Raw genomic sequence first — 21,155 nt, 5'->3', positions numbered from 1 at the left:
ACATGCTGATCCCTCGCAGGGTCAAGCACCGCAAGCAGCACCACCCGAAGCGCAACGGCATGGCCAAGGGTGGCACCGAGCTGGCCTTCGGTGAGTACGGAATCCAGGCCGTCACCCCGGCCTACGTGACGAACCGGCAGATCGAGTCCGCTCGTATCGCCATGACCCGTCACATCAAGCGTGGCGGCAAGGTGTGGATCAACATCTACCCCGACCGTCCGCTGACGAAGAAGCCGGCCGAGACCCGCATGGGTTCCGGTAAGGGTTCTCCGGAGTGGTGGGTCGCGAACGTCAAGCCCGGTCGGGTGATGTTCGAGCTGTCCTTCCCGAACGAAAAGGTTGCCAAGGAGGCGCTGACCCGCGCCGCCCACAAGCTTCCGATGAAGTGCCGCATCGTGCGGCGCGAGGCAGGTGAGTCGTGATGGCGGCCGGTACCAAGGCGACCGAGCTGCGCGAGCTGAACAACGAGGACCTCGTTGCCAAGCTGCGTGAGGCCAAGGAGGAGCTGTTCAACCTCCGCTTCCAGGCGGCGACCGGACAGCTCGAAAACCACGGCCGGCTGAAGGCCGTCCGCAAGGACATCGCCCGGATCTACACCCTGATGCGGGAGCGCGAGCTCGGCATCGAGACGGTGGAGAGCGCCTGATGAGCGAGACGAATGTGACTGAGAACAAGCAGGAGCGCGGCTTCCGCAAGGTCCGTGAGGGCCTGGTCGTCAGCGACAAGATGGACAAGACCGTCGTCGTCGCCGTTGAGGACCGCGTCAAGCACGCTCTGTACGGCAAGGTCATTCGCCGTACCAACAAGCTCAAGGCGCACGACGAGCAGAACGCTGCCGGTGTCGGCGACCGCGTCCTCCTGATGGAGACCCGGCCGCTGTCCGCCACCAAGCGCTGGCGCGTCGTCGAGATCCTCGAGAAGGCCAAGTAATCCCTCCTAGGGGGACCCCCTAGGAACAGTTCCGCCAGGCTCGGCGAGAAGCGCGAAGCACTCGCGCTTCTCGCCGGGAACCGGCAGACATTCAGGAGATAGACGTGATCCAGCAGGAGTCGCGACTGCGTGTCGCCGACAACACTGGTGCGAAGGAGATCCTTTGCATCCGTGTTCTCGGTGGTTCCGGTCGCCGCTACGCGGGCATCGGTGACGTCATCGTTGCCACCGTCAAGGATGCGATCCCCGGTGGCAACGTGAAGAAGGGTGACGTCGTCAAGGCGGTCATCGTTCGCACCGTCAAGGAGCGCCGCCGTCCGGACGGCTCGTACATCCGCTTCGACGAGAACGCGGCCGTCATCCTCAAGAACGATGGCGACCCCCGCGGCACCCGCATCTTCGGCCCCGTGGGCCGGGAACTGCGCGAGAAGAAGTTCATGAAGATCATCTCGCTCGCGCCGGAGGTGCTGTAACCGATGAAGATCAAGAAGGGCGACCTGGTCCAGGTCATCACCGGTAAGGACAAGGGCAAGCAGGGCAAGGTCATCCAGGCCTTCCCCCGCGAGGACCGCGTCCTGGTCGAGGGTGTCAACCGGGTCAAGAAGCACACCAAGGCCGGACAGACCGCCCGTGGTTCGAAGACCGGCGGCATCGTGACCACCGAGGCCCCCATCCACGTCAGCAACGTTCAGCTGGTTGTGGAGAAGGACGGTCAGAAGGTCGTCACCCGCGTCGGATACCGCTTCGACGACGACGGCAACAAGATCCGCGTTGCCAAGCGGACCGGTGAGGACATCTGATGACTGCCACCACCAACGCGCCGCGTCTGAAGACGCGCTACCGCGAAGAGATCGCCGGGAAGCTGAAGGACGAGTTCTCCTACGAGAACGTCATGCAGATCCCCGGTCTGACCAAGATCGTGGTCAACATGGGTGTGGGCGACGCCGCCCGCGACTCCAAGCTGATCGAGGGCGCCATCCGCGACCTCACCACGATCACCGGCCAGAAGCCGGCCGTCACCAAGGCCCGTAAGTCCATCGCGCAGTTCAAGCTGCGTGAGGGCCAGCCGATCGGTGCCCACGTCACCCTCCGCGGTGACCGCATGTGGGAGTTCCTGGACCGCCTGCTGTCGCTCGCGCTGCCGCGTATCCGCGACTTCCGTGGTCTGTCCCCGAAGCAGTTCGACGGTCGGGGCAACTACACCTTCGGTCTCACGGAGCAGGTCATGTTCCACGAGATCGACCAGGACAAGATCGACCGTACCCGGGGTATGGACATCACCGTGGTCACCACGGCGACCAACGACGATGAGGGCCGCGCTCTCCTTCGTCACCTCGGCTTCCCGTTCAAGGAGGCGTGAGCGAGATGGCGAAGAAGGCTCTGATTGCCAAGGCTGCTCGCAAGCCGAAGTTCGGTGTGCGTGCGTACACCCGCTGCCAGCGCTGCGGCCGCCCGCACTCCGTCTACCGCAAGTTCGGCCTGTGCCGCGTGTGCCTTCGTGAGATGGCTCACCGTGGCGAGCTGCCGGGCGTGACCAAGAGCTCCTGGTAATCCCCCAGTTGGGATAACCAAGAGGCTCTCGGTAAGCAATCGGTCGGCGGGCGCCCCGCCTCCTCCCGTAGGGTGGAGGGGTTTGGGGTGTTCCGCCGCCCGAGACCGACCGCGGGCGAAGCCCGCAAACGTCGCTTACTACGCCGTAGGTCCCCGCGCCGCACCCGTCCCGACCATGATCGGGGAGAGGGATGGCGCACATAGGAAACCCCGGCGAGAGAGGCCGAAGGCCAATTCATGACCATGACTGACCCCATCGCAGACATGCTGACCCGTCTGCGGAACGCGAACTCGGCTTACCACGACACCGTCGTGATGCCGCACAGCAAGATCAAGTCGCACATCGCGGAGATCCTCCAGCAGGAGGGTTACATCACCGGCTGGCGCGTCGAGGACGCCGAGGTTGGCAAGAACCTCGTCCTCGAGCTCAAGTTCGGTCCGAACCGTGAGCGCTCGATCGCCGGCATCAAGCGGATCTCGAAGCCGGGCCTGCGGGTCTACGCAAAGTCCACCAACCTGCCGAAGGTGCTCGGCGGCCTGGGCGTGGCGATCATCTCCACGTCGCACGGTCTGCTCACCGGCCAGCAGGCGCAGAAGAAGGGCGTGGGTGGGGAAGTCCTCGCCTACGTCTGGTAATCGGGAACGGAGGAAGAGCTAATGTCGCGCATTGGCAAGCTGCCCATCCAGGTTCCCGCTGGCGTGGATGTCACCATCGACGGCCGTACGGTCAACGTGAAGGGCCCCAAGGGTTCCCTCTCGCACACCGTCGCGGCCCCCATCGAGGTCGCCAAGGGTGAGGACGGCGTCATCAACGTCTCCCGCCCGAACGACGAGCGTCAGAACAAGGCCCTGCACGGCCTGTCCCGCACGCTGGTGGCGAACATGATCACCGGCGTGACCCAGGGCTACAGCAAGGCGCTTGAGATCAGCGGTGTCGGTTACCGCGTCCAGGCCAAGGGCTCCAACCTGGAGTTCTCCCTGGGCTACAGCCACCCGATCCTGATCGAGGCCCCCGAGGGCATCTCGTTCAAGGTCGAGTCCCCGACCAAGCTCAGCGTCGAGGGCATCGACAAGCAGAAGGTCGGCGAGGTGGCGGCGAACATCCGCAAGCTGCGTAAGCCTGACCCGTACAAGGCCAAGGGCGTCAAGTACGCCGGCGAGGTCATCCGCCGCAAGGTCGGAAAGGCTGGTAAGTAAGCCATGGCATACGGTGTGAAGATCGCTAAGGGTGACGCGTACAAGCGCGCCGCTGCCAAGCGTCGCCACATCCGCATCCGTAAGCGGATTTCGGGTACCCCGGAGCGTCCGCGTCTGGTCGTGACGCGGACCAACCGCGGCATCACGGCGCAGGTCATCGACGACATCGCGGGTCACACCGTGGCGTCGGCGTCGACCCTGGACGCGTCGATCCGTGGTGGCGAGGGCGACAAGAGCGCTCAGGCCAAGCAGGTCGGTTCCCTGGTCGCCGAGCGTGCCAAGGCCGCCGGTGTCGAGGCCGTCGTGTTCGACCGTGGTGGCAAGCAGTACGCCGGGCGGATTGCCGCTCTGGCCGACGCCGCCCGCGAAGCCGGGCTGAAGTTCTAAGCCCCGGTTCCGGAGCTAGCGGACGTAACAGAGAGAGGTAAATCCAATGGCTGGACCCCAGCGCCGCGGCAGCGGTGCCGGTGGCGGCGAGCGGCGGGACCGGAAGGGTCGCGACGGTGGCGCTGCCGCCGAGAAGACCGCGTACGTTGAGCGCGTTGTCGCGATCAACCGCGTCGCCAAGGTTGTCAAGGGTGGTCGTCGTTTCAGCTTCACCGCGCTGGTCGTGGTGGGCGACGGTGACGGCACCGTAGGTGTCGGTTACGGCAAGGCCAAGGAAGTTCCGGCTGCCATCGCCAAGGGCGTGGAAGAGGCCAAGAAGAACTTCTTCAAGGTCCCCCGTATCCAGGGCACCATCCCGCACCCCATCCAGGGCGAGAAGGCTGCGGGCGTCGTCCTGCTCAAGCCGGCTTCCCCCGGTACCGGTGTGATCGCCGGTGGCCCCGTGCGTGCCGTTCTGGAGTGCGCGGGCATCCACGACGTGCTGAGCAAGTCGCTCGGTTCGTCGAACCCGATCAACATCGTGCACGCCACGGTGACCGCGCTCCAGGGCCTGCAGCGCCCCGAGGAGATCGCGGCCCGTCGTGGCCTGCCGCTGGAGGACGTTGCCCCCGCCGCTCTGCTGCGGGCGCGTGCTGGGGTGACCGCGTAATGGCGCACCTCAAGATCACGCAGACGAAGTCCTACATCGGCAGCAAGCAGAACCACCGCGACACCCTTCGTTCGCTGGGCCTGAAGCGGCTCAACGACGTGGTTGTCAAGGAGGACCGCCCCGAGTTCCGCGGCATGGTGCACACCGTCCGCCACCTCGTGACGGTTGAGGAGGTCGACTGACATGGCGGAGAACAACCCGCTGAAGGTCCACAACCTCCGGCCCGCCCCGGGCGCCAAGACCGCCAAGACCCGTGTCGGTCGTGGTGAGGCGTCCAAGGGTAAGACCGCCGGTCGTGGTACCAAGGGCACCAAGGCCCGTTACCAGGTTCCGGAGCGCTTCGAGGGTGGGCAGATGCCCCTCCACATGCGCCTCCCGAAGCTGAAGGGCTTCAAGAACCCCGCCCACAAGCAGTTCCAGGTCGTGAACCTGGCCAAGCTGGCCGAGCTCTACCCGCAGGGTGGCGAGGTCACGGTGGCCGACCTGGTCGCCAAGGGCGCGGTGCGCAAGAACGAGCTCGTCAAGGTCCTGGGCCAGGGCGAGGTCTCCGTGGCGCTGCAGGTTTCGGTTGACGCCGTCTCCGGCTCCGCCAAGGAGAAGATTGCCGCTGCCGGCGGCACCGTCACCGAGCTCATCAACGGCTGAGCGCGCTGACCGTACGGCACCAGGGGCCGGTCCTCTTCGGAGGGCCGGCCTCCGGTGTTTCGGTGCCCGGTGGCGCGCCCCGTGCGGCGGTGGCGGCGCTCATGGCGCCGTCGCGGGCCGGCCGCGCGGTCACCGGCCGGAGGCGCGGGAGGGTTCTCGCGTGGGGCGCATCGTGCGTTGCGCCCCATTCCCGGTCGGTGATCTCACCGCTGGGCAGGCGCGACCCGGTAGGGTAGCCAAAGCTGTCATTTGTTATCGCGGGGTTTTCCCGGGATGGCTCACACCAACACTGTCACTGACTTCGACCCCCGTCGTATGCCCACACTGGACGTGTGAGGTGCAGGAGGCTCCGTGTTCACCGCGTTCGCCCAGGCGTTCAAGACGCCTGACCTGCGCAAGAAGCTGCTGTTCACGCTGGGCATCGTGCTGGTCTACCGGCTCGGCACCCATATTCCCATGCCCGGGGTGAACTACTCGAACGTTCAGCTGTGCATGAAGCAGGCCGGTACCAACACCGGTCTCTTCGGGCTGGTGAACATGTTCAGCGGTGGTGCGCTGCTGCAGGTCACCATCTTCGCGATGGGGATCATGCCGTACATCACGGCCAGCATCATCCTGCAGCTGCTGACCGTGGTGATCCCCCGGCTGGAGGCCCTCAAGAAGGAGGGCCAGACCGGCCAGGCCAAGATCACCCAGTACACCCGCTACCTGACCATCGCGCTCGCCGTGATGCAGGGCACCGGCCTGATCGCAGTGGCCCGCAACGGCGCCCTCTTCCAGGGCTGCCCGGTCGCCAGCGAGATCATCCCCAGCGACTCGATCTTCACCACCATCACCATGGTCATCACGATGACCGCCGGTACCTGCCTGATCATGTGGCTCGGTGAGCTGATCACCGACCGCGGCATCGGCAACGGCATGTCGATCCTGATGTTCATCTCGATCGCCGCCGGCTTCCCGGGCGCCCTGTGGCAGATCAAGCTCACCGGCAAGCTCGCCGACGGCTGGATCGAGTTCTTCTCCGTGATCCTGGTGGGTCTGGCGATGGTCGCCCTGGTGGTCTTCGTCGAGCAGGCCCAGCGGCGCATTCCGGTGCAGTACGCGAAGCGGATGATCGGGCGCCGGTCCTATGGCGGTACGTCCACCTACATCCCGCTCAAGGTGAACCAGGCAGGTGTGATTCCTGTCATCTTCGCGTCATCGCTGCTCTACATTCCGGCCCTCATCGCACAGTTCAGCGGGTCGAAGGCGGAATGGGCGACGTGGATCGCCACCAACTTCACCAAGGGAAATCACCCCGTTTACATCGTTACGTACTTCCTGCTGATCGTCTTCTTCGCCTTCTTCTACGTCGCCATCAGCTTCAACCCCGAAGAAGTTGCCGACAACATGAAGAAGTATGGTGGCTTCATCCCGGGTATCCGGGCTGGTCGCCCGACGGCCGAGTACCTCAGCTACGTGCTCAACCGGATCACGTGGCCGGGCTCGCTGTACCTGGGTCTGATCGCGCTCGTACCAACAGTGGCGTTGGTGCTTTTCAACGCGAACCAGAACTTCCCGTTCGGCGGGACGAGCATCCTCATCATCGTGGGTGTGGGTCTGGAGACCGTGAAGCAGATCGAGAGCCAGCTTCAGCAGCGCAACTACGAAGGGTTCCTCCGCTGATGCGAATCGTCCTCGTCGGACCCCCGGGGGCCGGCAAGGGTACACAGGCTGCGTACCTTGCCAAGAACCTCGCGATCCCGCACATCTCCACGGGGGACCTGTTCCGCGCCAACATCAGTCAGGGCACGCCCCTGGGTGTCGAGGCGAAGTCGTACATGGACGCCGGCAACCTGGTGCCCGACTCGGTCACGATCGGCATGGCCGAGGACCGCATGGAGCAGCCCGACGCCGCCGAGGGCTTCCTGCTGGACGGCTTCCCGCGCAACATCGGCCAGGCCGAGGCGCTGGACGCGTACCTCAAGGACAAGAACCTCACGCTGGACGCCGTCCTGGACCTCGAGGTCCCCGAGGACGAGGTCGTGAAGCGGATCGCCGGCCGGCGGATCTGCCGCAATGACAGCAGCCACGTCTTCCACGCCGAGTACAACAAGCCGAAGACCGAGGGCGTTTGCGACGTCTGCGGCGGCGAGCTGTACCAGCGTGACGACGACCGCGAGGAGACCGTCCGCAAGCGGCTGGAGGTCTACCACACGGAGACCGAGCCGATCATCGACTACTACAAGGCCCAGGACCTGGTCGTCACGATCCCGGCCCTCGGCAAGGTCGAAGAGGTCACCGAGCGCGCGATGGCGGCGCTCCAGCGCGGCGAGTAAGCGCACAGCTCCGTACGGCCGCGGTGTCCACCATGGGCACCGCGGCCGTACTGTTGGTCAGAACAGACGCAGGACGAGAGCGAAGGCGGAAGGCACCGCATGGTGGAGATCAAGACCCCCGAGCAGATCGCGAAGATGCGCGAGGCGGGGCTGGTGGTCGCCGCCATCCACGCGGCGACCCGGAAGGCGGCGGTGCCGGGCGCCACGACCAAGGACCTGGACGACGCGGCGCGCAAGGTGCTGGCCGAGCACGGCGCGAAGTCGAACTTCCTGGGCTACGGCGGCTTCCCGGCGACGATCTGCACCTCGGTGAACGACGTCGTCGTCCACGGCATCCCCGACACCGACACGGTGCTGCAGGACGGGGACATCATCTCCATCGACTGCGGCGCGATCGTCGACGGCTGGCACGGCGACGCCGCGTACACCGCCTTCGTCGGGTCCGGTCACTCCGCGGAGCTGGTCGAGCTCAGCCGGGTGACCGAGGAGTCGATGTGGGCCGGCATCGCAGCGGTCGCCAAGGGCAACCGCCTGGTGGACATCTCCAAGGCGATCGAGGGCTACATCCGCCGCCAGCCGCGTCCGTCGAGCGGTAAGTACGGCATCGTCGAGGACTACGGCGGCCACGGCATCGGCTCGCAGATGCACATGGACCCGCACCTGCTGAACTACGTCGACCGCAAGCGCGGCCGCGGCCCCAAGCTGGTGCCCGGCTTCTGCATCGCGATCGAGCCGATGGTCAACCTCGGGACGCCCAAGACCCATGTGCTCGAGGACGACTGGACGGTGAAGTCCAACGACGGCAGCTGGTCCTCGCACTGGGAGCACTCGGTCGCGCTGACCGAGGACGGCCCGCTGGTGCTCACCGCGCCGGACGGCGGCAAGGCCAAGCTGGCCGAGCTGGGGATCACTGCGGCGCCCGACCCGGCCGCAAAGTCTTGATCATCTGGGGAGACCCCGAGCGTAAGGATCTCCGCCGGTGGGCAATAATCCAGGATTCGTCTTTTCCTGGGTGCTGACGTAGACTGACGCGTCGGCTCTCGTGCATCCGTATGCCTGGAGACAGGCGGCGTCACTGACGCCGCGGGCGCACAAGAGTTGATCAAGGTAGCCGATTCGAAGGGCGAAGCGTGGCCAAGAAGCAAGGTGCCATCGAGATCGAGGGCACCGTGATCGAGTCCCTGCCGAACGCCATGTTCAAGGTGGAGCTCCAGAACGGTCACAAGGTCCTCGCGCACATCAGCGGCAAGATGCGGATGCACTACATCCGCATCCTCCCGGATGACCGGGTCGTCGTGGAGCTCTCTCCGTACGACCTGACGCGTGGCCGGATCGTCTACCGCTACAAGTAGATCTTGTCGGCGCCCCGCTCCCGTGGGGTGACGGCACTGACCCGGAGAACCTCACATCCCATGAAGGTCAAGCCGAGCGTCAAGAAGATCTGCGACAAGTGCAAGGTGATCCGCCGCCACGGCCGGGTCATGGTCATCTGCGACAACCTGCGCCACAAGCAGCGCCAGGGCTGACGCACGCCGACCACCTGCATTTCGCAGTTCGCGCGACGCAAGCACATACGTACATACGCAGTCACCCGACCCCCGCACCACTCGCGGGGACGACACCCCCGGCTCGGAGGCCGGGGACCCGGCTCGTAATGCTGCAGAGTCTTACGGGAACGGTGCTGCGGAAGACCTCCGAATAGCCATCAGGAGCCACATCAATGGCACGCCTCGCAGGCGTTGATCTCCCGCGCGAAAAGCGTGTGGAGGTCGCCCTCACCTACGTCTTCGGTATCGGGCGGACGCTCTCGCGTCAGACCCTCGACGCCACCGGCGTGAACCCCAACACGCGGGTTCGCGACCTGGCCGAGGAAGACCTGATCAAGATCCGCGAGTACGTCGACAACAACCTCAAGACCGAGGGTGACCTCCGTCGCGAGATCCAGGCCGACATCCGCCGCAAGGTCGAGATCGGCTGCTACCAGGGTCTGCGTCACCGCCGCGGCCTGCCGGTGCACGGTCAGCGCACCAGCACGAACGCCCGTACCCGCAAGGGTCCGCGTCGCGCGATCGCCGGCAAGAAGAAGCCGGGCAAGAAGTAGTCCTCAGCAGGACGCACTGTGTGCTCTGGGGGGACTCCCCCCAGGCCCCCCAAGCGGTCTTCGCTGTAGGACCGACCACCTCCACGGGAGAAATTCATGCCTCCGAAGGGCCGTACGGCCGGCGCCAAGAAGGTGCGCCGCAAGGAGAAGAAGAACGTCGCCCACGGGCACGCTCACATCAAGAGCACGTTCAACAACACGATCGTCTCGATCACCGACCCGACCGGGAACGTGATCTCTTGGGCCTCTGCCGGCCACGTCGGCTTCAAGGGCTCGCGCAAGTCCACCCCCTTCGCCGCGCAGATGGCCGCCGAGTCGGCCGCCCGCCGCGCGCAGGAGCACGGCATGCGCAAGGTCGACGTCTTCGTCAAGGGTCCCGGCTCCGGCCGTGAGACCGCGATCCGCTCCCTCCAGGCCACCGGCCTCGAGGTGGGTTCGATCCAGGACGTCACCCCCACCCCGCACAACGGATGCCGCCCGCCCAAGCGTCGCCGCGTCTGACCATCTGAAGTAGGAGACAACTAGACAATGGCGCGTTACACCGGGGCCGACTGCAAGCGTTGCCGTCGGGAGAAGCAGAAGCTCTTCCTCAAGGGGAGCAAGTGCGAGAGCGCGAAGTGCCCGATCGAGATCCGTCCTTACCCCCCGGGTGAGCACGGTCGCGGGCGCACCAAGGACAGCGAGTACCTGCTCCAGCTTCGTGAGAAGCAGAAGTGCAGCCGTATCTACGGTGTCCTTGAGAAGCAGTTCGTGAACTACTACAAGGAAGCGAACCAGAAGACCGGCAAGACCGGTGAGAACCTTCTGCGCATCCTTGAGACCCGCCTCGACAACGTGGTCTACCGGGCCGGCTTCGCCAAGTCCCGTGACCACGCCCGTCAGCTGGTCCGTCACGGACACATCAACGTGAACGGCCGCAAGACCGACATCCCGTCGGCCCGCGTCGCCGTGAACGACATCATCGAGGTCCGCGAGGGCTCTCGGAACCTGACCCCCTTCGAGGTGGCCAAGGCCGAGGCCGGCGAGAAGACCGTTCCGGCCTGGCTGGAAGCGATCCCGTCGAACCTCCGGATCCTCGTGCACAGCCTGCCCGAGCGCCAGGTGATCGACACCCAGGTGCAGGAGCAGCTGATCGTCGAGCTTTACTCCAAGTAAGGCTCACCGGCTCCCTTCCGCAGGGAGTCGGCCGGGTGGGGGCGGTACGGCACTTCGGTGCCGTGCCGCCCGTACCCTTGTCAGTACAGCGGGCGTCAAATAGCGGGCGTCCACGACTGAAGGACCGAAAACATGCTGATTGCTCAGCGTCCCTCGCTGACCGAAGAGGTCGTCGACGAATACCGCTCCCGGTTCGTGATCGAGCCGCTGGAGCCGGGCTTCGGCTACACCCTCGGCAACTCCCTGCGTCGTACGCTCCTCTCCTCGATCCCCGGTGCCGCCGTCACCAGCATCCGGATCGACGGTGTCCTGCACGAGTTCACCACCGTGCCGGGCGTCAAGGAGGACGTCACCGACCTCATCCTCAACATCAAGCAGCTGGTCGTCTCCTCCGAGCACGACGAGCCGGTCGTGATGTACCTGCGCAAGCAGGGCCCGGGCCTGGTCACCGCCGCGGACATCGCGCCGCCGGCCGGTGTCGAGGTGCACAACCCCGACCTGGTCCTCGCCACCCTCAACGGCAAGGGCAAGCTGGAGATGGAGCTGACCGTCGAGCGCGGTCGCGGCTACGTCTCCGCCGTCCAGAACAAGCAGGTGGGCCAGGAGATCGGCCGGATTCCGGTCGACTCCATCTACAGCCCCGTGCTCAAGGTCACCTACAAGGTCGAGGCGACCCGTGTCGAGCAGCGCACCGACTTCGACAAGCTGATCGTCGACGTCGAGACCAAGCAGGCCATGCGTCCGCGTGACGCCATGGCGTCGGCTGGTAAGACCCTGGTCGAGCTGTTCGGTCTGGCGCGCGAGCTCAACATCGACGCCGAGGGCATCGACATGGGCCCGTCCCCGACGGACGCCGCCCTCGCCGCCGACCTGGCGCTGCCGATCGAGGAGCTGGAGCTCACCGTCCGCTCCTACAACTGCCTCAAGCGTGAGGGCATCCACTCCGTGGGTGAGCTCGTGGCGCGCTCCGAGGCCGACCTGCTCGACATCCGCAACTTCGGTGCGAAGTCGATCGACGAGGTCAAGGCGAAGCTGGCCGGCATGGGCCTGGCCCTCAAGGACAGCCCGCCCGGATTCGACCCGACCGCCGCCGCCGACGCCTTCGGCGCGGACGACGACGCGGACGCCGGGTTCGTGGAGACCGAGCAGTACTGAGCACTGCCGGCCGGGGTCCGGGGCATCGCCCCGGGCCCCAGCCGTGTGAATCTTCCGGGGGGCGGCCGCCTCACGGGAACTGACACCGGTACCTGATACGGCCGGTGCAGCAAAGAAGGAGAAACACCATGCCGAAGCCCGCCAAGGGTGCCCGTCTGGGCGGCAGCGCTGCGCACGAGCGCCTGATGCTGCGCAACCTGGCGACCAGCCTCTTCGAGCACGGCCGCATCACGACGACCGAGGCCAAGGCCCGTCGTCTGCGTCCGTACGCGGAGCGTCTGGTGACCAAGGCGAAGAAGGGCGACCTTCACAACCGCCGTCAGGTCATGCAGCTGATCTCGGACAAGAGCGTCGTGCACACGCTCTTCACGGAGATCGCGCCGCGGTTCGCGGAGCGTCCGGGTGGCTACACCCGCATCACCAAGATCGGTAACCGTCGTGGCGACAACGCCCCGATGGCGGTCATCGAGCTGGTCGAGGGCGAGATCGCCAAGAAGGCGACCGTCGCTGAGGCCGAGGCCGCGACCAAGCGCGCGGTGAAGGAGTCCGAGGCCGCGGCCGAGGCTCCCGCCGAGGCCACCGAGGCGCCCGCCGAGGAGTCCAAGGACGCCTGAGGCACTGCCCGGCTGTGAGCGGGTCCGTCCCTTCGGGGGCGGGCCCGCTTCGCGTTGCCGCGAGCCTGAGAGGATGTGTGACGTGAGTGACGAGGTGGAGCCCGGGTACGTCCGGGTGCGGCTGGACCTTTCCTACGACGGCAAGGACTTCTCGGGCTGGGCCAAGCAGGCCCGGGGGCAGCGGACGGTCCAGGGGGAGATCGAGGACGCGCTGCGCACGGTGACGCGGTCGCGGGAGACCCACGAGCTGACGGTGGCCGGGCGGACCGATGCCGGGGTGCACGCCCGCGGCCAGGTGGCGCACGTGGACCTGCCGGCGGAGCTCTGGGCCGAGCACCGGGAGAAGCTGCTCAAGCGGCTGGCCGGACGGCTGCCGAAGGACGTCCGGGTGTGGTCGGTGGCCGAGGCGCCCGAGGGCTTCAACGCGCGCTTCTCGGCGATCTGGCGGCGGTACGCGTACCGGGTGACCGACCACCATGGGGGCGTGGACCCGCTGCTGCGCGGCCATGTGCTCTGGCACGACTGGCCGCTCGACGTGGCCGCCATGAACGAGGCGGCCCGGCCGCTGCTCGGGGAGCACGACTTCGCCGCGTACTGCAAGAAGCGGGAGGGCGCCACCACCATCCGCACCCTCCAGGAGCTGAGCCTGGTGCGGGGCGAGGACGGGATCATCACGGCGACCGTGCGGGCGGACGCCTTCTGCCACAACATGGTGCGCTCGCTGATCGGCGCGCTGCTGTTCGTCGGCGACGGGCACCGGCCGCCGGAGTGGCCGGGCAAGGTGCTGGCGGCCGGCGTGCGGGACTCCGCGGTCCATGTCGTCCGGCCGCACGGGCTGACGCTGGAGGAGGTCGGCTACCCGGCCGATGCGCTGCTGGCGGCGCGCAACAAGGAGGCGCGGAACCGGCGGACGCTCGGGGCGTCCACCGGCGCCGGCTGCTGCTGAGCGGCCCCCGCGCCCGGGAGCCGGGGTGGCGCCGTCCCAAGGAGGGCGCCACCGCAGGGGTCAGGACGCCTGGCCGGCCTTCTTCTGGGCCTCCTTCAGCTGACGCTCGGCGGCCTTCGCCGCCTGGTCCTTGCCGCGCTGGGTGATCTGGCTGAAGGCGAAGGAACCGCCGTCCCGGGCGATCTGCTGGGCCTTGGTCTCGGACGCGACCACGTCCTTGCCGTTGAGGTAGCCGGCGATGGTGAAGTAGGCATAGCGGCCAGTGGCGTTGGTGGCCATCCGGCACTTGTGGCCCTGGCAGAAGTCCGAGGGGACGCCGCCGCCGGGCAGCGGCTTGAGGTTGGTCCGGGCCTCGTTCATGACCTTGGTGGCCTGGGCGGGCGAGGGGAAGACCGCGACGCCGATGGTGACCGCGACGCCGCCCTTGGCGTACGTGACGCGCAGCAGCTGCTTGCAGCCGTTGTGGGAGAGCGAGGAGACCAGGGCGCCCTGCGCGCCGGCCGTGCAGTCCTTGGTGCTGTCGGACTTGGTGCGCGGGTAGCTGTGCTCGCCGACGACCATCGTCTTCTGCGGGAAGAGGGTGGCGGGGGTGAGCGGCGCGGTGTCCTTCTTGGGGTCGGAGATGTAGTCCGCGGGGTTGGGCGGGGGCGGCACCGAGACGTCGGGGAAGGACGGCTTGTCGTCCGGCTGGGCGGCCTGCTCGGACGCGGTGGCGGTGGCCGTCGGACCGCCGCCGGGGGAGCCGCCGCCGGAGATGACGGCGGCGGTGACGATGCCCGCCACCGCGAGGGCCGCCAGCGCACCGCCGCCGATCCACAGCCAGCGCTTGCGCCGGGCCCGGGTCTCGCTCTCGTCCGCGAGCGCGTCCCAGTCCGGAGTGGAAGAAGAACCCCCGGGGCCGTCGAAGGGCCCGCCTTGCCCAAAACTCATGGCGCGCATCCTAATCCGGTTGGTGGAACGCGTGGTGGCCGGTCACAATCCGCCCATGGGACATCTCGAAGCCGGACACCTGGAGTACTACCTGCCGGACGGGCGGGTCCTGCTGGGGGACGTGTCCTTCCGGGTGGGGGAGGGGGCCTCGGTCGCGCTGGTGGGAGCCAACGGCGCGGGCAAGACCACCCTGCTGCGGCTGATCGCCGGAGAGCTCCAGCCGCACGGCGGGTCGGTGACGGTCAGCGGCGGGCTGGGGGTGATGCCGCAGTTCGTGGGGTCCGTACGGGACGACCGCACGGTGCGGGATCTGCTGGTGTCGGTCGCCCAGCCGCGGATCCGGGAGGCGGCGGCCGCGGTGGACGCCGCCGAGCTGGCCCTGATGACGGCCGACGGCGACGACGAGACGGCGCAGATGGCGTATGCGCAGGCGCTCAGCGACTGGGCGGAGGCGCGGGGCTACGAGGCCGAGACGGTCTGGGACATGTGCACCATGGCCGCGCTGGGGACGCCGTACGAGAAGGCGCAGTGGCGGCAGGTGCGCACGCTGTCCGGCGGTGAGCAGAAGCGCCTGGTCCTGGAGTCGCTGCTACGCGGCACGGACGAGGTGCTGCTGCTGGACGAGCCGGACAACTATCTGGACGTCCCCGGCAAGCGCTGGCTGGAGGAGCAGCTGCGGCAGACCCGTAAGACGGTGCTGTTCGTCTCCCACGACCGGGAGCTGCTGTCCCGGGCCTCGGAGAAGATCGTCAGCGTGGAGCCGGGCCCGGCGGGCTCCGACGTCTGGGTGCACGGCGGCGGCTTCGGCACCTACCACCAGGCGCGCAAGGAGCGCTTCGCCCGCTTCGAGGAGCTGCGCCGGCGCTGGGACGAGCAGCACGCGAAGCTCAAGGACCTGGTCAGGTATCTGAAGCAGAAGGCGATGTACAACGACGGCATCGCTTCCCGGTACCAGGCCGCGCAGACCCGGCTGCGGAAGTTCGAGGAGGCCGGGCCGCCGCCGGAGCCGCCGCGGGAGCAGGAGATCACCATGCGGCTGCGCGGCGGACGTACCGGCGTCCGCGCGGTGACCTGCGAGGACCTGGAGCTGACCGGGCTGATGCGGCCGTTCTCGCTGGAGGTCTTCTACGGCGAGCGGGTCGCCGTCCTCGGCTCCAACGGGTCGGGCAAGTCGCACTTCCTGCGGCTGCTGGCGGGCGACGCGGACCGTCCGGTGGAGCACGCGGGCAGCTGGAAGCTGGGCGCCCGGGTGGTGCCCGGTCACTTCGCGCAGACCCATGCCCACCCCGAGTTGCTGGGGCGCACCCTGCTCGACGTGCTGTGGACCGAGCATGCCAAGGACAAGGGCCAGGCGATGTCCGCGCTGCGCCGCTACGAACTGGAGAAGCAGGCCGACCAGCACTTCGACCGGCTCTCCGGCGGCCAGCAGGCCCGGTTCCAGATCCTCCTGCTGGAGCTGTCGGGGTGCACCGCCCTGCTGCTGGACGAGCCGACCGACAACCTGGACCTGGAGTCGGCCGAGGCCCTCCAGGAGGGGCTGGAGGCGTTCGACGGGACGGTGCTGGCGGTGACGCACGACCGCTGGTTCGCCCGGTCCTTCGACCGGTTCCTGGTGTTCGGGGCGGACGGGGTGGTCCGGGAGACGCCGGAGCCGGTGTGGGACGAGCGGAGGGTCGAGCGGCAGCGCTGAGGGATGTCCGGTAGGCGGGAGTCCGCGGCCGGTGGTGCCGGCGGCGGGCTGCGGGGGACAATGGACGAGGACCGCGCCGGGGAGCGGTGGGGCGGGGCCGGGGCGCGGCCCGGGGGGCGTTTTGACCCCGCTGGGGACGGCCCGGTATTCTGCTGGTTCGTTATGCGTATTGGCTTGCTCTATCTCACGTGAGGGGCCCTTACGCCGGTCCACCGGACCGATGACCAGCGGCGGACGATCGGGTTGCGTCACCCGTAGTGCCGCCCTGCTGTGTGATCGGCTGTGGTGACCAGTACAGGACCCATTCACCAAAGAAGCGAAGGCTAAGACGTGCGTACGTTCAGCCCCAAGCCCGGCGATGTCCAGCGCCAGTGGCACATCATTGACGCGCAGGACGTTGTCCTGGGCCGTCTGGCCAGCCAGGCCGCATCCCTCCTGCGGGGTAAGCACAAGCCCGTGTACGCCCCGCACGTCGACACCGGTGACTTCGTCATCATCGTCAACGCCGACAAGGTGCACCTGTCCGGCAACAAGCGCACCCAGAAGATGGCCTACCGTCACTCCGGTTTCCCGGGTGGTCTGCGCTCCGTCCGCTACGACGAGCTGCTGGACAAGAACCCGGAGAAGGCCGTCGAGAAGGCCATCAAGGGCATGCTCCCCAAGAACACCCTCGGCCGTCAGATGCTCTCGAAGCTGAAGGTCTACGCGGGCGCTGAGCACCCGCACGCTGCGCAGCAGCCGGTCCCGTTCGAGATCACCCAGGTCGCGCAGTAAGTCCGGCCACCCCCTAAGACGACAGAGAATTCTTAAGGAGCATCGTGGCTGAGACCACCCCCGAGACCCCGCTGGACGAGGTTGAGGTCGAGGAGTACACCACCGAGACCGAGGTCGTGGAGTCGGAGTACACCTCCGAGTCCCTCGCGTCCCGTTTCGGCGACCCGCAGCCGGCCGCCGGCCTGGGTCGTCGCAAGAACGCCATCGCCCGCGTCCGGATCGTTCCGGGCACCGGCCAGTGGAAGATCAACGGTCGCACCCTTGAGGGCTACTTCCCCAACAAGGTGCACCAGCAGGAAGTCAACGAGCCCTTCAAGGTGCTCGAGCTGGACGGTCGTTACGACGTCATCGCCCGCATCGCCGGCGGCGGCATCTCCGGCCAGGCCGGTGCGCTGCGCCTGGGCGTTGCCCGTGCGCTGAACGAGGCGGACGTCGACAACAACCGCCCCGCGCTGAAGAAGGCCGGGTTCCTCAAGCGTGACGACCGTGCGGTCGAGCGCAAGAAGGCCGGTCTGAAGAAGGCCCGTAAGGCGCCGCAGTACAGCAAGCGCTGATCTCGCGCTGCAGCCATGCAGCTCTGGCGAACGCCCCGGTGGCACTCCGTGCTGCCGGGGCGTTCGGCTATCCGGGACCAGGGGCGTATACCTGGATTCAAGGCCCTGGTCACAGCTCGACAACTCGGAGGACACCAGTGGGACGACTCTTCGGTACGGACGGTGTGCGCGGCGTAGCCAATGCGGACCTGACGGCGGAGCTGGCGCTCGGTCTGTCGGTCGCGGCGGCGCACGTACTGGCCGAAGCGGGCACCTTCGAAGGGCACCGCCCGGTGGCGGTCGTCGGGCGCGATCCCCGTGCGTCCGGGGAGTTCCTGGAGGCCGCGGTCGTCGCCGGGCTGGCCAGTGCCGGAGTGGACGTGCTGCGGGTGGGGGTGCTGCCGACCCCGGCGGTGGCCTATCTGACCGGGTCGCTGGGTGCCGACCTCGGTGTGATGCTCTCCGCCAGCCACAACCCGATGCCCGACAACGGCATCAAGTTCTTCGCCCGCGGCGGTCACAAGCTCGCCGACGAGCTGGAGGACCGGATCGAGGAGACCTACCGGGCGCACGCCTCCGGTGAGCCGTGGGACCGGCCGACCGGCGCCGGCGTGGGCCGGGTCACCGTCTACGACGAGGGCTTCGACAACTACGTCGCGCACCTGGTGGGCGTGCTGCCCAACCGCCTGGACGGGCTGAAGATCGTCATCGACGGTGCGCACGGCGCGGCGGCGCGGGTCTCGCCCGAGGCGTTCGCCCGGGCCGGCGCCGACGTCATCACCCTCGGCACCGACCCCGACGGCCTCAACATCAACGACGGCTGCGGCTCCACCCACCTCGCCCAGCTGCGCGCGGCGGTCGTGGAGCACGGCGCCGACCTGGGCGTGGCGCACGACGGTGACGCCGACCGCTGCCTGGCGGTGGACCGGGACGGCAACGAGGTCGACGGCGACCAGATCCTGGCGGTGCTCGCGCTGGGCATGCGCGAGGCGGGGGCGCTGCGCAAGAACACCGTGGTGGCCACCGTCATGTCCAACCTGGGCTTCAAGCTGGCCATGGAGCGCGAGGGCATCGAGCTTGTGCAGACCGCGGTCGGTGACCGCTACGTCCTGGAGGAGATGAAGGCGCACGGCTTCGCGCTGGGCGGCGAGCAGTCCGGGCACGTCATCGTCCTCGACCACGCCACCACCGGGGACGGCACGCTGACCGGCCTGATGCTGGCGGCCCGGGTCGCCGTCACCGGCCGTTCGCTCGGCGAGCTGGCGGGCGTGATGGAGCGGCTGCCGCAGATCCTGGTCAACGTTCCCGACGTCGACAAGGCGCGGGTCGGCAGCTCGCCCGAGCTGACCGCCGCGGTGGCCGAGGCGGAGCGGGAGCTGGGCGCCACCGGCCGGGTGCTGCTGCGGCCGTCCGGCACCGAGCCGCTGGTCCGCGTCATGGTGGAGGCCGCGGACATCGAGCAGGCCCGGTCCGTGGCGGAGCGCCTCGCGGATGTGGTGAAGTCCGCGCTGGGCTAGGCGACAGCACCCGGGGCGCGCCTCCTGTTAGGCCGCGCCCTTCGGACGGTCTTCGGGCCCGGTCCCCCGCGGCGACGGCCGACGGGCGGCCGGGCCCGTCGTGTGCCGGGCCCACAGCAGCTTCTGCGTGGCCAGTGTCAGCGTGCCCGCGAGCACGATGCCCGCGAGGTTGAGCAGCAACTGCTCCATGGAGCTCCAGGCCTGGCCGTACGCCTGGTAGGCGAGGGCGACCGCGGCGTTGGCGGCGGCCGGGACGGTGGTCACCGAGATCGCCACGCCCACCAGCGCACCCGATTTGGCGGAGGTCAGCGAGAGCACCCCGGCCATGCCGGCGAGCACCGCGACGACGAAGGAGAACCAGTCGGGCCGGTAGATGAAGTTGGTGTTCGGCCGGGGGGCCTCCAGCGCCTCGACGTGGAAGAGTCCGACCGCGTCCATGAACAGGCTGAAGCCGACGGTGACCGCCATCGCCACCGCGAACCCCACGAGCAGCGCCGTCAGCGAGCGCCAGGCCAGCCGCGGGGCCCGCTGGACCAGCGCGGTGCAGATCCCGGCCAGCGGCCCGAACTCCGGGCCCACCGCCATCGCACCGACGATCAGGATCGCGTTGTCCAGGACCACACCGCAGGCCGCGATCATCGTGGCGAGGGTGAGGAACGCCAGGTAGGTGACGGAGAGGGTGGACTCCTCGTGGGTGGCGTCGGTCAGCGACTCCCACAGGACGGCGTCCGCGCCCTCCCCGGGTGCCTCGTCCTCCGCCCGCTGCGCCCGCAGTGACAGCGACAGATCGATGTGCTCGATGGCGATCGCACCGGTCCGGTCCAGGCCCAGCTCCCGCAGCCGGGCCAGCAGCCCGTCACCGGCCTCCCGGGCCACGTCGCACAGCACGACATCGCCCTGCGGGTCGCGGGCGGCCCCGCTCAGCACCGCCAGATGCGTCGTACCGACGGTGGTCTCCAGCAGTTCGACGACCTCGTCCGTACGGTCGGCGGGCACCATCAGTCGAAGATGCAGCACGGTGGGGCGGCTCCTTACAGCTTCCGCAGCGACAGCCGCTGCACCTTGTGGTCCGGCCCCTTGCGGAGCACCAGGTTCGCGCGGCCGCGGGTGGGGGCCACATTCTGCTGGAGGTTGGGCTTGTTGATGGTCCGCCACATCATCCGGGCGTAGTCCAGCGCCTCCTCCTCCGAGACCTGGGTGTACTTGCGGAAGTACGAGAACGGGTTCTGGAAGGCGGTCTCGCGCAGCTTGCGGAAGCGGCCGAGGTACCACTGCTCGATGTCCTCGGTGCGGGCGTCGACGTAGACCGAGAAGTCGAAGAAGTCCGCGAGGCCGAGGCGGGTGCGGCCGTCCTTGCCGGGCAGTGCGGGCTGCAGGACGTTGAGGCCCTCGACGATGAGGATGTCGGGGCGGTGCACGGTGAGCCGCTCGCCGGGCACGATGTCGTAGATCAGGTGGGAGTAGACCGGGGCGGTGACCTCGGCCTTGCCGGACTTCACATCGGCGACGAAGCGGGTCAGGGCCCGGCGGTCGTAGGACTCGGGGAAGCCCTTGCGGGACATCAGCCCGCGCCGGTGCAGCTCGGCGTTGGGGAAGAGGAACCCGTCGGTGGTGATCAGCTCGACGCGGGGGTGTTCCGGCCAGCGGGCCAGCAGCGCCTGTAGCAGCCGGGCGGTGGTGGACTTGCCGACCGCCACGCTGCCGGCGACCCCGATGACGAACGGGGTGCCGGGCTGGGATCCCTGGCCGCCGCCCGCGTCGCCCAGGAAGGTGTTCAGCGCGCCGCGCAGGCTGCTGCTCGCGCCCACGTAGAGGTTGAGCAGGCGGGAGAGCGGCAGGTAGACATCGCGGACCTCGTCGAGGTCGATGACGTCGCCCAGCCCACGCAGCCGTTCGACCTCCTCGGCCGTCAGGGGCAGCGGGGTCTTCTCCCTGAGGGCGCTCCATTGCGCACGGGTCAGGTCGACGTACGGCGAGCCGTCGGCGCGGCGTCGTTGCTGCGGATCGGTCGTCAAGGGCACGGGCCCATTGTCCGCAGCCGTCATCCGCCGTTCATCTCGGGG

31 protein-coding genes are annotated in these 21,155 nt (G+C 68.1%); 28 read left to right on the top strand and 3 right to left on the bottom strand.

Annotated elements, in window-relative coordinates:
- Positions 1–2 precede the first annotated feature (2 nt).
- From rplP to truA, 24 genes are all read left to right on the top strand, one after another.
- Positions 3–422: a 50S ribosomal protein L16 gene (gene rplP, locus AB0G84_RS10895; protein ID WP_004571829.1), complete on the top strand. Its 420-nt coding sequence runs from the start codon at positions 3–5 to the stop codon at positions 420–422.
- A complete protein-coding gene (rpmC, locus tag AB0G84_RS10890) occupies positions 422–646 on the top strand; it encodes a 50S ribosomal protein L29 (RefSeq protein ID WP_004950453.1) in 225 nt (74 codons plus the stop codon). The genes rplP and rpmC overlap by 1 nt, the downstream gene beginning before the upstream one ends.
- Positions 646–930: a 30S ribosomal protein S17 gene (rpsQ, locus tag AB0G84_RS10885; protein ID WP_361318377.1), complete on the top strand. Its 285-nt coding sequence runs from the start codon at positions 646–648 to the stop codon at positions 928–930. Before rpmC ends, rpsQ begins: the two co-directional genes overlap by 1 nt.
- A gap of 104 nt (positions 931–1,034) precedes the next feature.
- A complete protein-coding gene (gene rplN / locus AB0G84_RS10880) occupies positions 1,035–1,403 on the top strand; it encodes a 50S ribosomal protein L14 (protein ID WP_003998823.1) in 369 nt (122 codons plus the stop codon).
- Between the two features lie 3 nt (positions 1,404–1,406).
- Positions 1,407–1,730: a 50S ribosomal protein L24 gene (rplX, locus tag AB0G84_RS10875; protein WP_361318375.1), complete on the top strand. Its 324-nt coding sequence runs from the start codon at positions 1,407–1,409 to the stop codon at positions 1,728–1,730.
- A complete protein-coding gene (gene rplE, locus AB0G84_RS10870) occupies positions 1,730–2,290 on the top strand; it encodes a 50S ribosomal protein L5 (RefSeq protein ID WP_016571061.1) in 561 nt (186 codons plus the stop codon). The genes rplX and rplE overlap by 1 nt, the downstream gene beginning before the upstream one ends.
- 5 nt (positions 2,291–2,295) lie before the next feature.
- Positions 2,296–2,481 (top strand): type Z 30S ribosomal protein S14, encoded by a 186-nt coding sequence (locus tag AB0G84_RS10865; RefSeq protein WP_003956452.1) that lies wholly within the window; start codon positions 2,296–2,298, stop codon positions 2,479–2,481.
- Positions 2,482–2,718: 237 nt separating this feature from the next.
- Positions 2,719–3,117, top strand: coding sequence for a 30S ribosomal protein S8 (gene rpsH, locus AB0G84_RS10860; protein ID WP_030413019.1), 399 nt, complete (start codon positions 2,719–2,721; stop codon positions 3,115–3,117).
- 21 nt (positions 3,118–3,138) lie between these two features.
- Positions 3,139–3,678: a 50S ribosomal protein L6 gene (gene rplF / locus AB0G84_RS10855; protein WP_361318373.1), complete on the top strand. Its 540-nt coding sequence runs from the start codon at positions 3,139–3,141 to the stop codon at positions 3,676–3,678.
- Positions 3,679–3,681: 3 nt separating this feature from the next.
- Positions 3,682–4,065 (top strand): 50S ribosomal protein L18, encoded by a 384-nt coding sequence (gene rplR / locus AB0G84_RS10850; RefSeq protein ID WP_361318371.1) that lies wholly within the window; start codon positions 3,682–3,684, stop codon positions 4,063–4,065.
- A gap of 46 nt (positions 4,066–4,111) precedes the next feature.
- Positions 4,112–4,714 (top strand): 30S ribosomal protein S5, encoded by a 603-nt coding sequence (gene rpsE, locus AB0G84_RS10845; protein WP_006604888.1) that lies wholly within the window; start codon positions 4,112–4,114, stop codon positions 4,712–4,714.
- On the top strand, positions 4,714–4,896 hold the full coding sequence (rpmD, locus tag AB0G84_RS10840) for a 50S ribosomal protein L30 (protein ID WP_006604889.1): 183 nt from the start codon (positions 4,714–4,716) through the stop codon (positions 4,894–4,896). The genes rpsE and rpmD overlap by 1 nt, the downstream gene beginning before the upstream one ends.
- Position 4,897: 1 nt before the next feature.
- Positions 4,898–5,359 (top strand): 50S ribosomal protein L15, encoded by a 462-nt coding sequence (gene rplO / locus AB0G84_RS10835; protein WP_361318369.1) that lies wholly within the window; start codon positions 4,898–4,900, stop codon positions 5,357–5,359.
- Positions 5,360–5,710: 351 nt separating this feature from the next.
- Entirely contained in the window at positions 5,711–7,024 is a 1,314-nt protein-coding gene (gene secY / locus AB0G84_RS10830) for a preprotein translocase subunit SecY (RefSeq protein ID WP_361318367.1), read from the top strand.
- Entirely contained in the window at positions 7,024–7,677 is a 654-nt protein-coding gene (locus AB0G84_RS10825; RefSeq protein ID WP_361318365.1) for an adenylate kinase, read from the top strand. The genes secY and AB0G84_RS10825 overlap by 1 nt, the downstream gene beginning before the upstream one ends.
- 99 nt (positions 7,678–7,776) lie before the next feature.
- Positions 7,777–8,619, top strand: coding sequence for a type I methionyl aminopeptidase (gene map / locus AB0G84_RS10820; RefSeq protein ID WP_361318363.1), 843 nt, complete (start codon positions 7,777–7,779; stop codon positions 8,617–8,619).
- Positions 8,620–8,807: 188 nt separating this feature from the next.
- A complete protein-coding gene (gene infA / locus AB0G84_RS10815; RefSeq protein ID WP_003956442.1) occupies positions 8,808–9,029 on the top strand; it encodes a translation initiation factor IF-1 in 222 nt (73 codons plus the stop codon).
- Between the two features lie 60 nt (positions 9,030–9,089).
- The gene (gene rpmJ / locus AB0G84_RS10810) at positions 9,090–9,203 is read left to right on the top strand and encodes a 50S ribosomal protein L36 (RefSeq protein WP_003956441.1); all 114 of its coding nucleotides are present in this window, start codon (positions 9,090–9,092) and stop codon (positions 9,201–9,203) included.
- 194 nt (positions 9,204–9,397) lie between these two features.
- Positions 9,398–9,778, top strand: a complete 381-nt coding sequence (gene rpsM, locus AB0G84_RS10805) for a 30S ribosomal protein S13 (RefSeq protein ID WP_361318361.1) — start codon at positions 9,398–9,400, stop codon at positions 9,776–9,778.
- A gap of 96 nt (positions 9,779–9,874) precedes the next feature.
- Positions 9,875–10,279, top strand: coding sequence for a 30S ribosomal protein S11 (gene rpsK / locus AB0G84_RS10800; protein WP_004571845.1), 405 nt, complete (start codon positions 9,875–9,877; stop codon positions 10,277–10,279).
- A 27-nt stretch (positions 10,280–10,306) separates the two neighbouring features.
- Entirely contained in the window at positions 10,307–10,933 is a 627-nt protein-coding gene (gene rpsD / locus AB0G84_RS10795; RefSeq protein WP_361318359.1) for a 30S ribosomal protein S4, read from the top strand.
- Positions 10,934–11,065: 132 nt separating this feature from the next.
- A complete protein-coding gene (locus tag AB0G84_RS10790; RefSeq protein WP_003956430.1) occupies positions 11,066–12,088 on the top strand; it encodes a DNA-directed RNA polymerase subunit alpha in 1,023 nt (340 codons plus the stop codon).
- A gap of 128 nt (positions 12,089–12,216) precedes the next feature.
- Positions 12,217–12,702, top strand: coding sequence for a 50S ribosomal protein L17 (gene rplQ / locus AB0G84_RS10785; RefSeq protein WP_361318357.1), 486 nt, complete (start codon positions 12,217–12,219; stop codon positions 12,700–12,702).
- Positions 12,703–12,784: 82 nt separating this feature from the next.
- Positions 12,785–13,648: a tRNA pseudouridine(38-40) synthase TruA gene (gene truA / locus AB0G84_RS10780; protein ID WP_361318355.1), complete on the top strand. Its 864-nt coding sequence runs from the start codon at positions 12,785–12,787 to the stop codon at positions 13,646–13,648.
- Positions 13,649–13,708: 60 nt separating this feature from the next.
- Here the strand turns inward: truA and AB0G84_RS10775 are convergent, their stop codons facing one another.
- Positions 13,709–14,578 (bottom strand): hypothetical protein, encoded by an 870-nt coding sequence (locus AB0G84_RS10775; protein WP_361318353.1) that lies wholly within the window; start codon positions 14,576–14,578, stop codon positions 13,709–13,711.
- A gap of 55 nt (positions 14,579–14,633) precedes the next feature.
- Between AB0G84_RS10775 and AB0G84_RS10770 the strand changes: the two genes are divergently transcribed.
- The 4 genes from AB0G84_RS10770 (at position 14,634) to glmM (ending at position 19,092) form a co-directional block, all read left to right on the top strand.
- Positions 14,634–16,268 (top strand): ATP-binding cassette domain-containing protein, encoded by a 1,635-nt coding sequence (locus AB0G84_RS10770; RefSeq protein WP_361318351.1) that lies wholly within the window; start codon positions 14,634–14,636, stop codon positions 16,266–16,268.
- Between the two features lie 330 nt (positions 16,269–16,598).
- On the top strand, positions 16,599–17,042 hold the full coding sequence (rplM, locus tag AB0G84_RS10765; protein WP_361318349.1) for a 50S ribosomal protein L13: 444 nt from the start codon (positions 16,599–16,601) through the stop codon (positions 17,040–17,042).
- A gap of 44 nt (positions 17,043–17,086) precedes the next feature.
- Positions 17,087–17,596 carry a 30S ribosomal protein S9 gene (rpsI, locus tag AB0G84_RS10760; protein ID WP_361318347.1) on the top strand — a complete coding sequence of 170 codons (510 nt, stop codon included), beginning with the start codon at positions 17,087–17,089 and terminating at the stop codon, positions 17,594–17,596.
- Between the two features lie 137 nt (positions 17,597–17,733).
- Positions 17,734–19,092 carry a phosphoglucosamine mutase gene (glmM, locus tag AB0G84_RS10755; RefSeq protein ID WP_361318345.1) on the top strand — a complete coding sequence of 453 codons (1,359 nt, stop codon included), beginning with the start codon at positions 17,734–17,736 and terminating at the stop codon, positions 19,090–19,092.
- Positions 19,093–19,119: 27 nt separating this feature from the next.
- Here the strand turns inward: glmM and AB0G84_RS10750 are convergent, their stop codons facing one another.
- Together AB0G84_RS10750 and coaA are read right to left on the bottom strand one after the other, a co-directional pair.
- Entirely contained in the window at positions 19,120–20,109 is a 990-nt protein-coding gene (locus AB0G84_RS10750) for a DUF389 domain-containing protein (RefSeq protein WP_361318343.1), read from the bottom strand.
- Between the two features lie 14 nt (positions 20,110–20,123).
- Complete coding sequence (coaA, locus tag AB0G84_RS10745) at positions 20,124–21,113, bottom strand: type I pantothenate kinase (RefSeq protein ID WP_361318341.1); 990 nt, start codon at positions 21,111–21,113, stop codon at positions 20,124–20,126.
- Positions 21,114–21,155: the final 42 nt, after the last annotated feature.

This window comes from Streptomyces sp. NPDC020742 (assembly GCF_040641675.1).
Lineage (GTDB): Bacteria > Actinomycetota > Actinomycetes > Streptomycetales > Streptomycetaceae > Streptomyces.
This window is presented reverse-complemented; position numbering and strand designations above follow the sequence as displayed.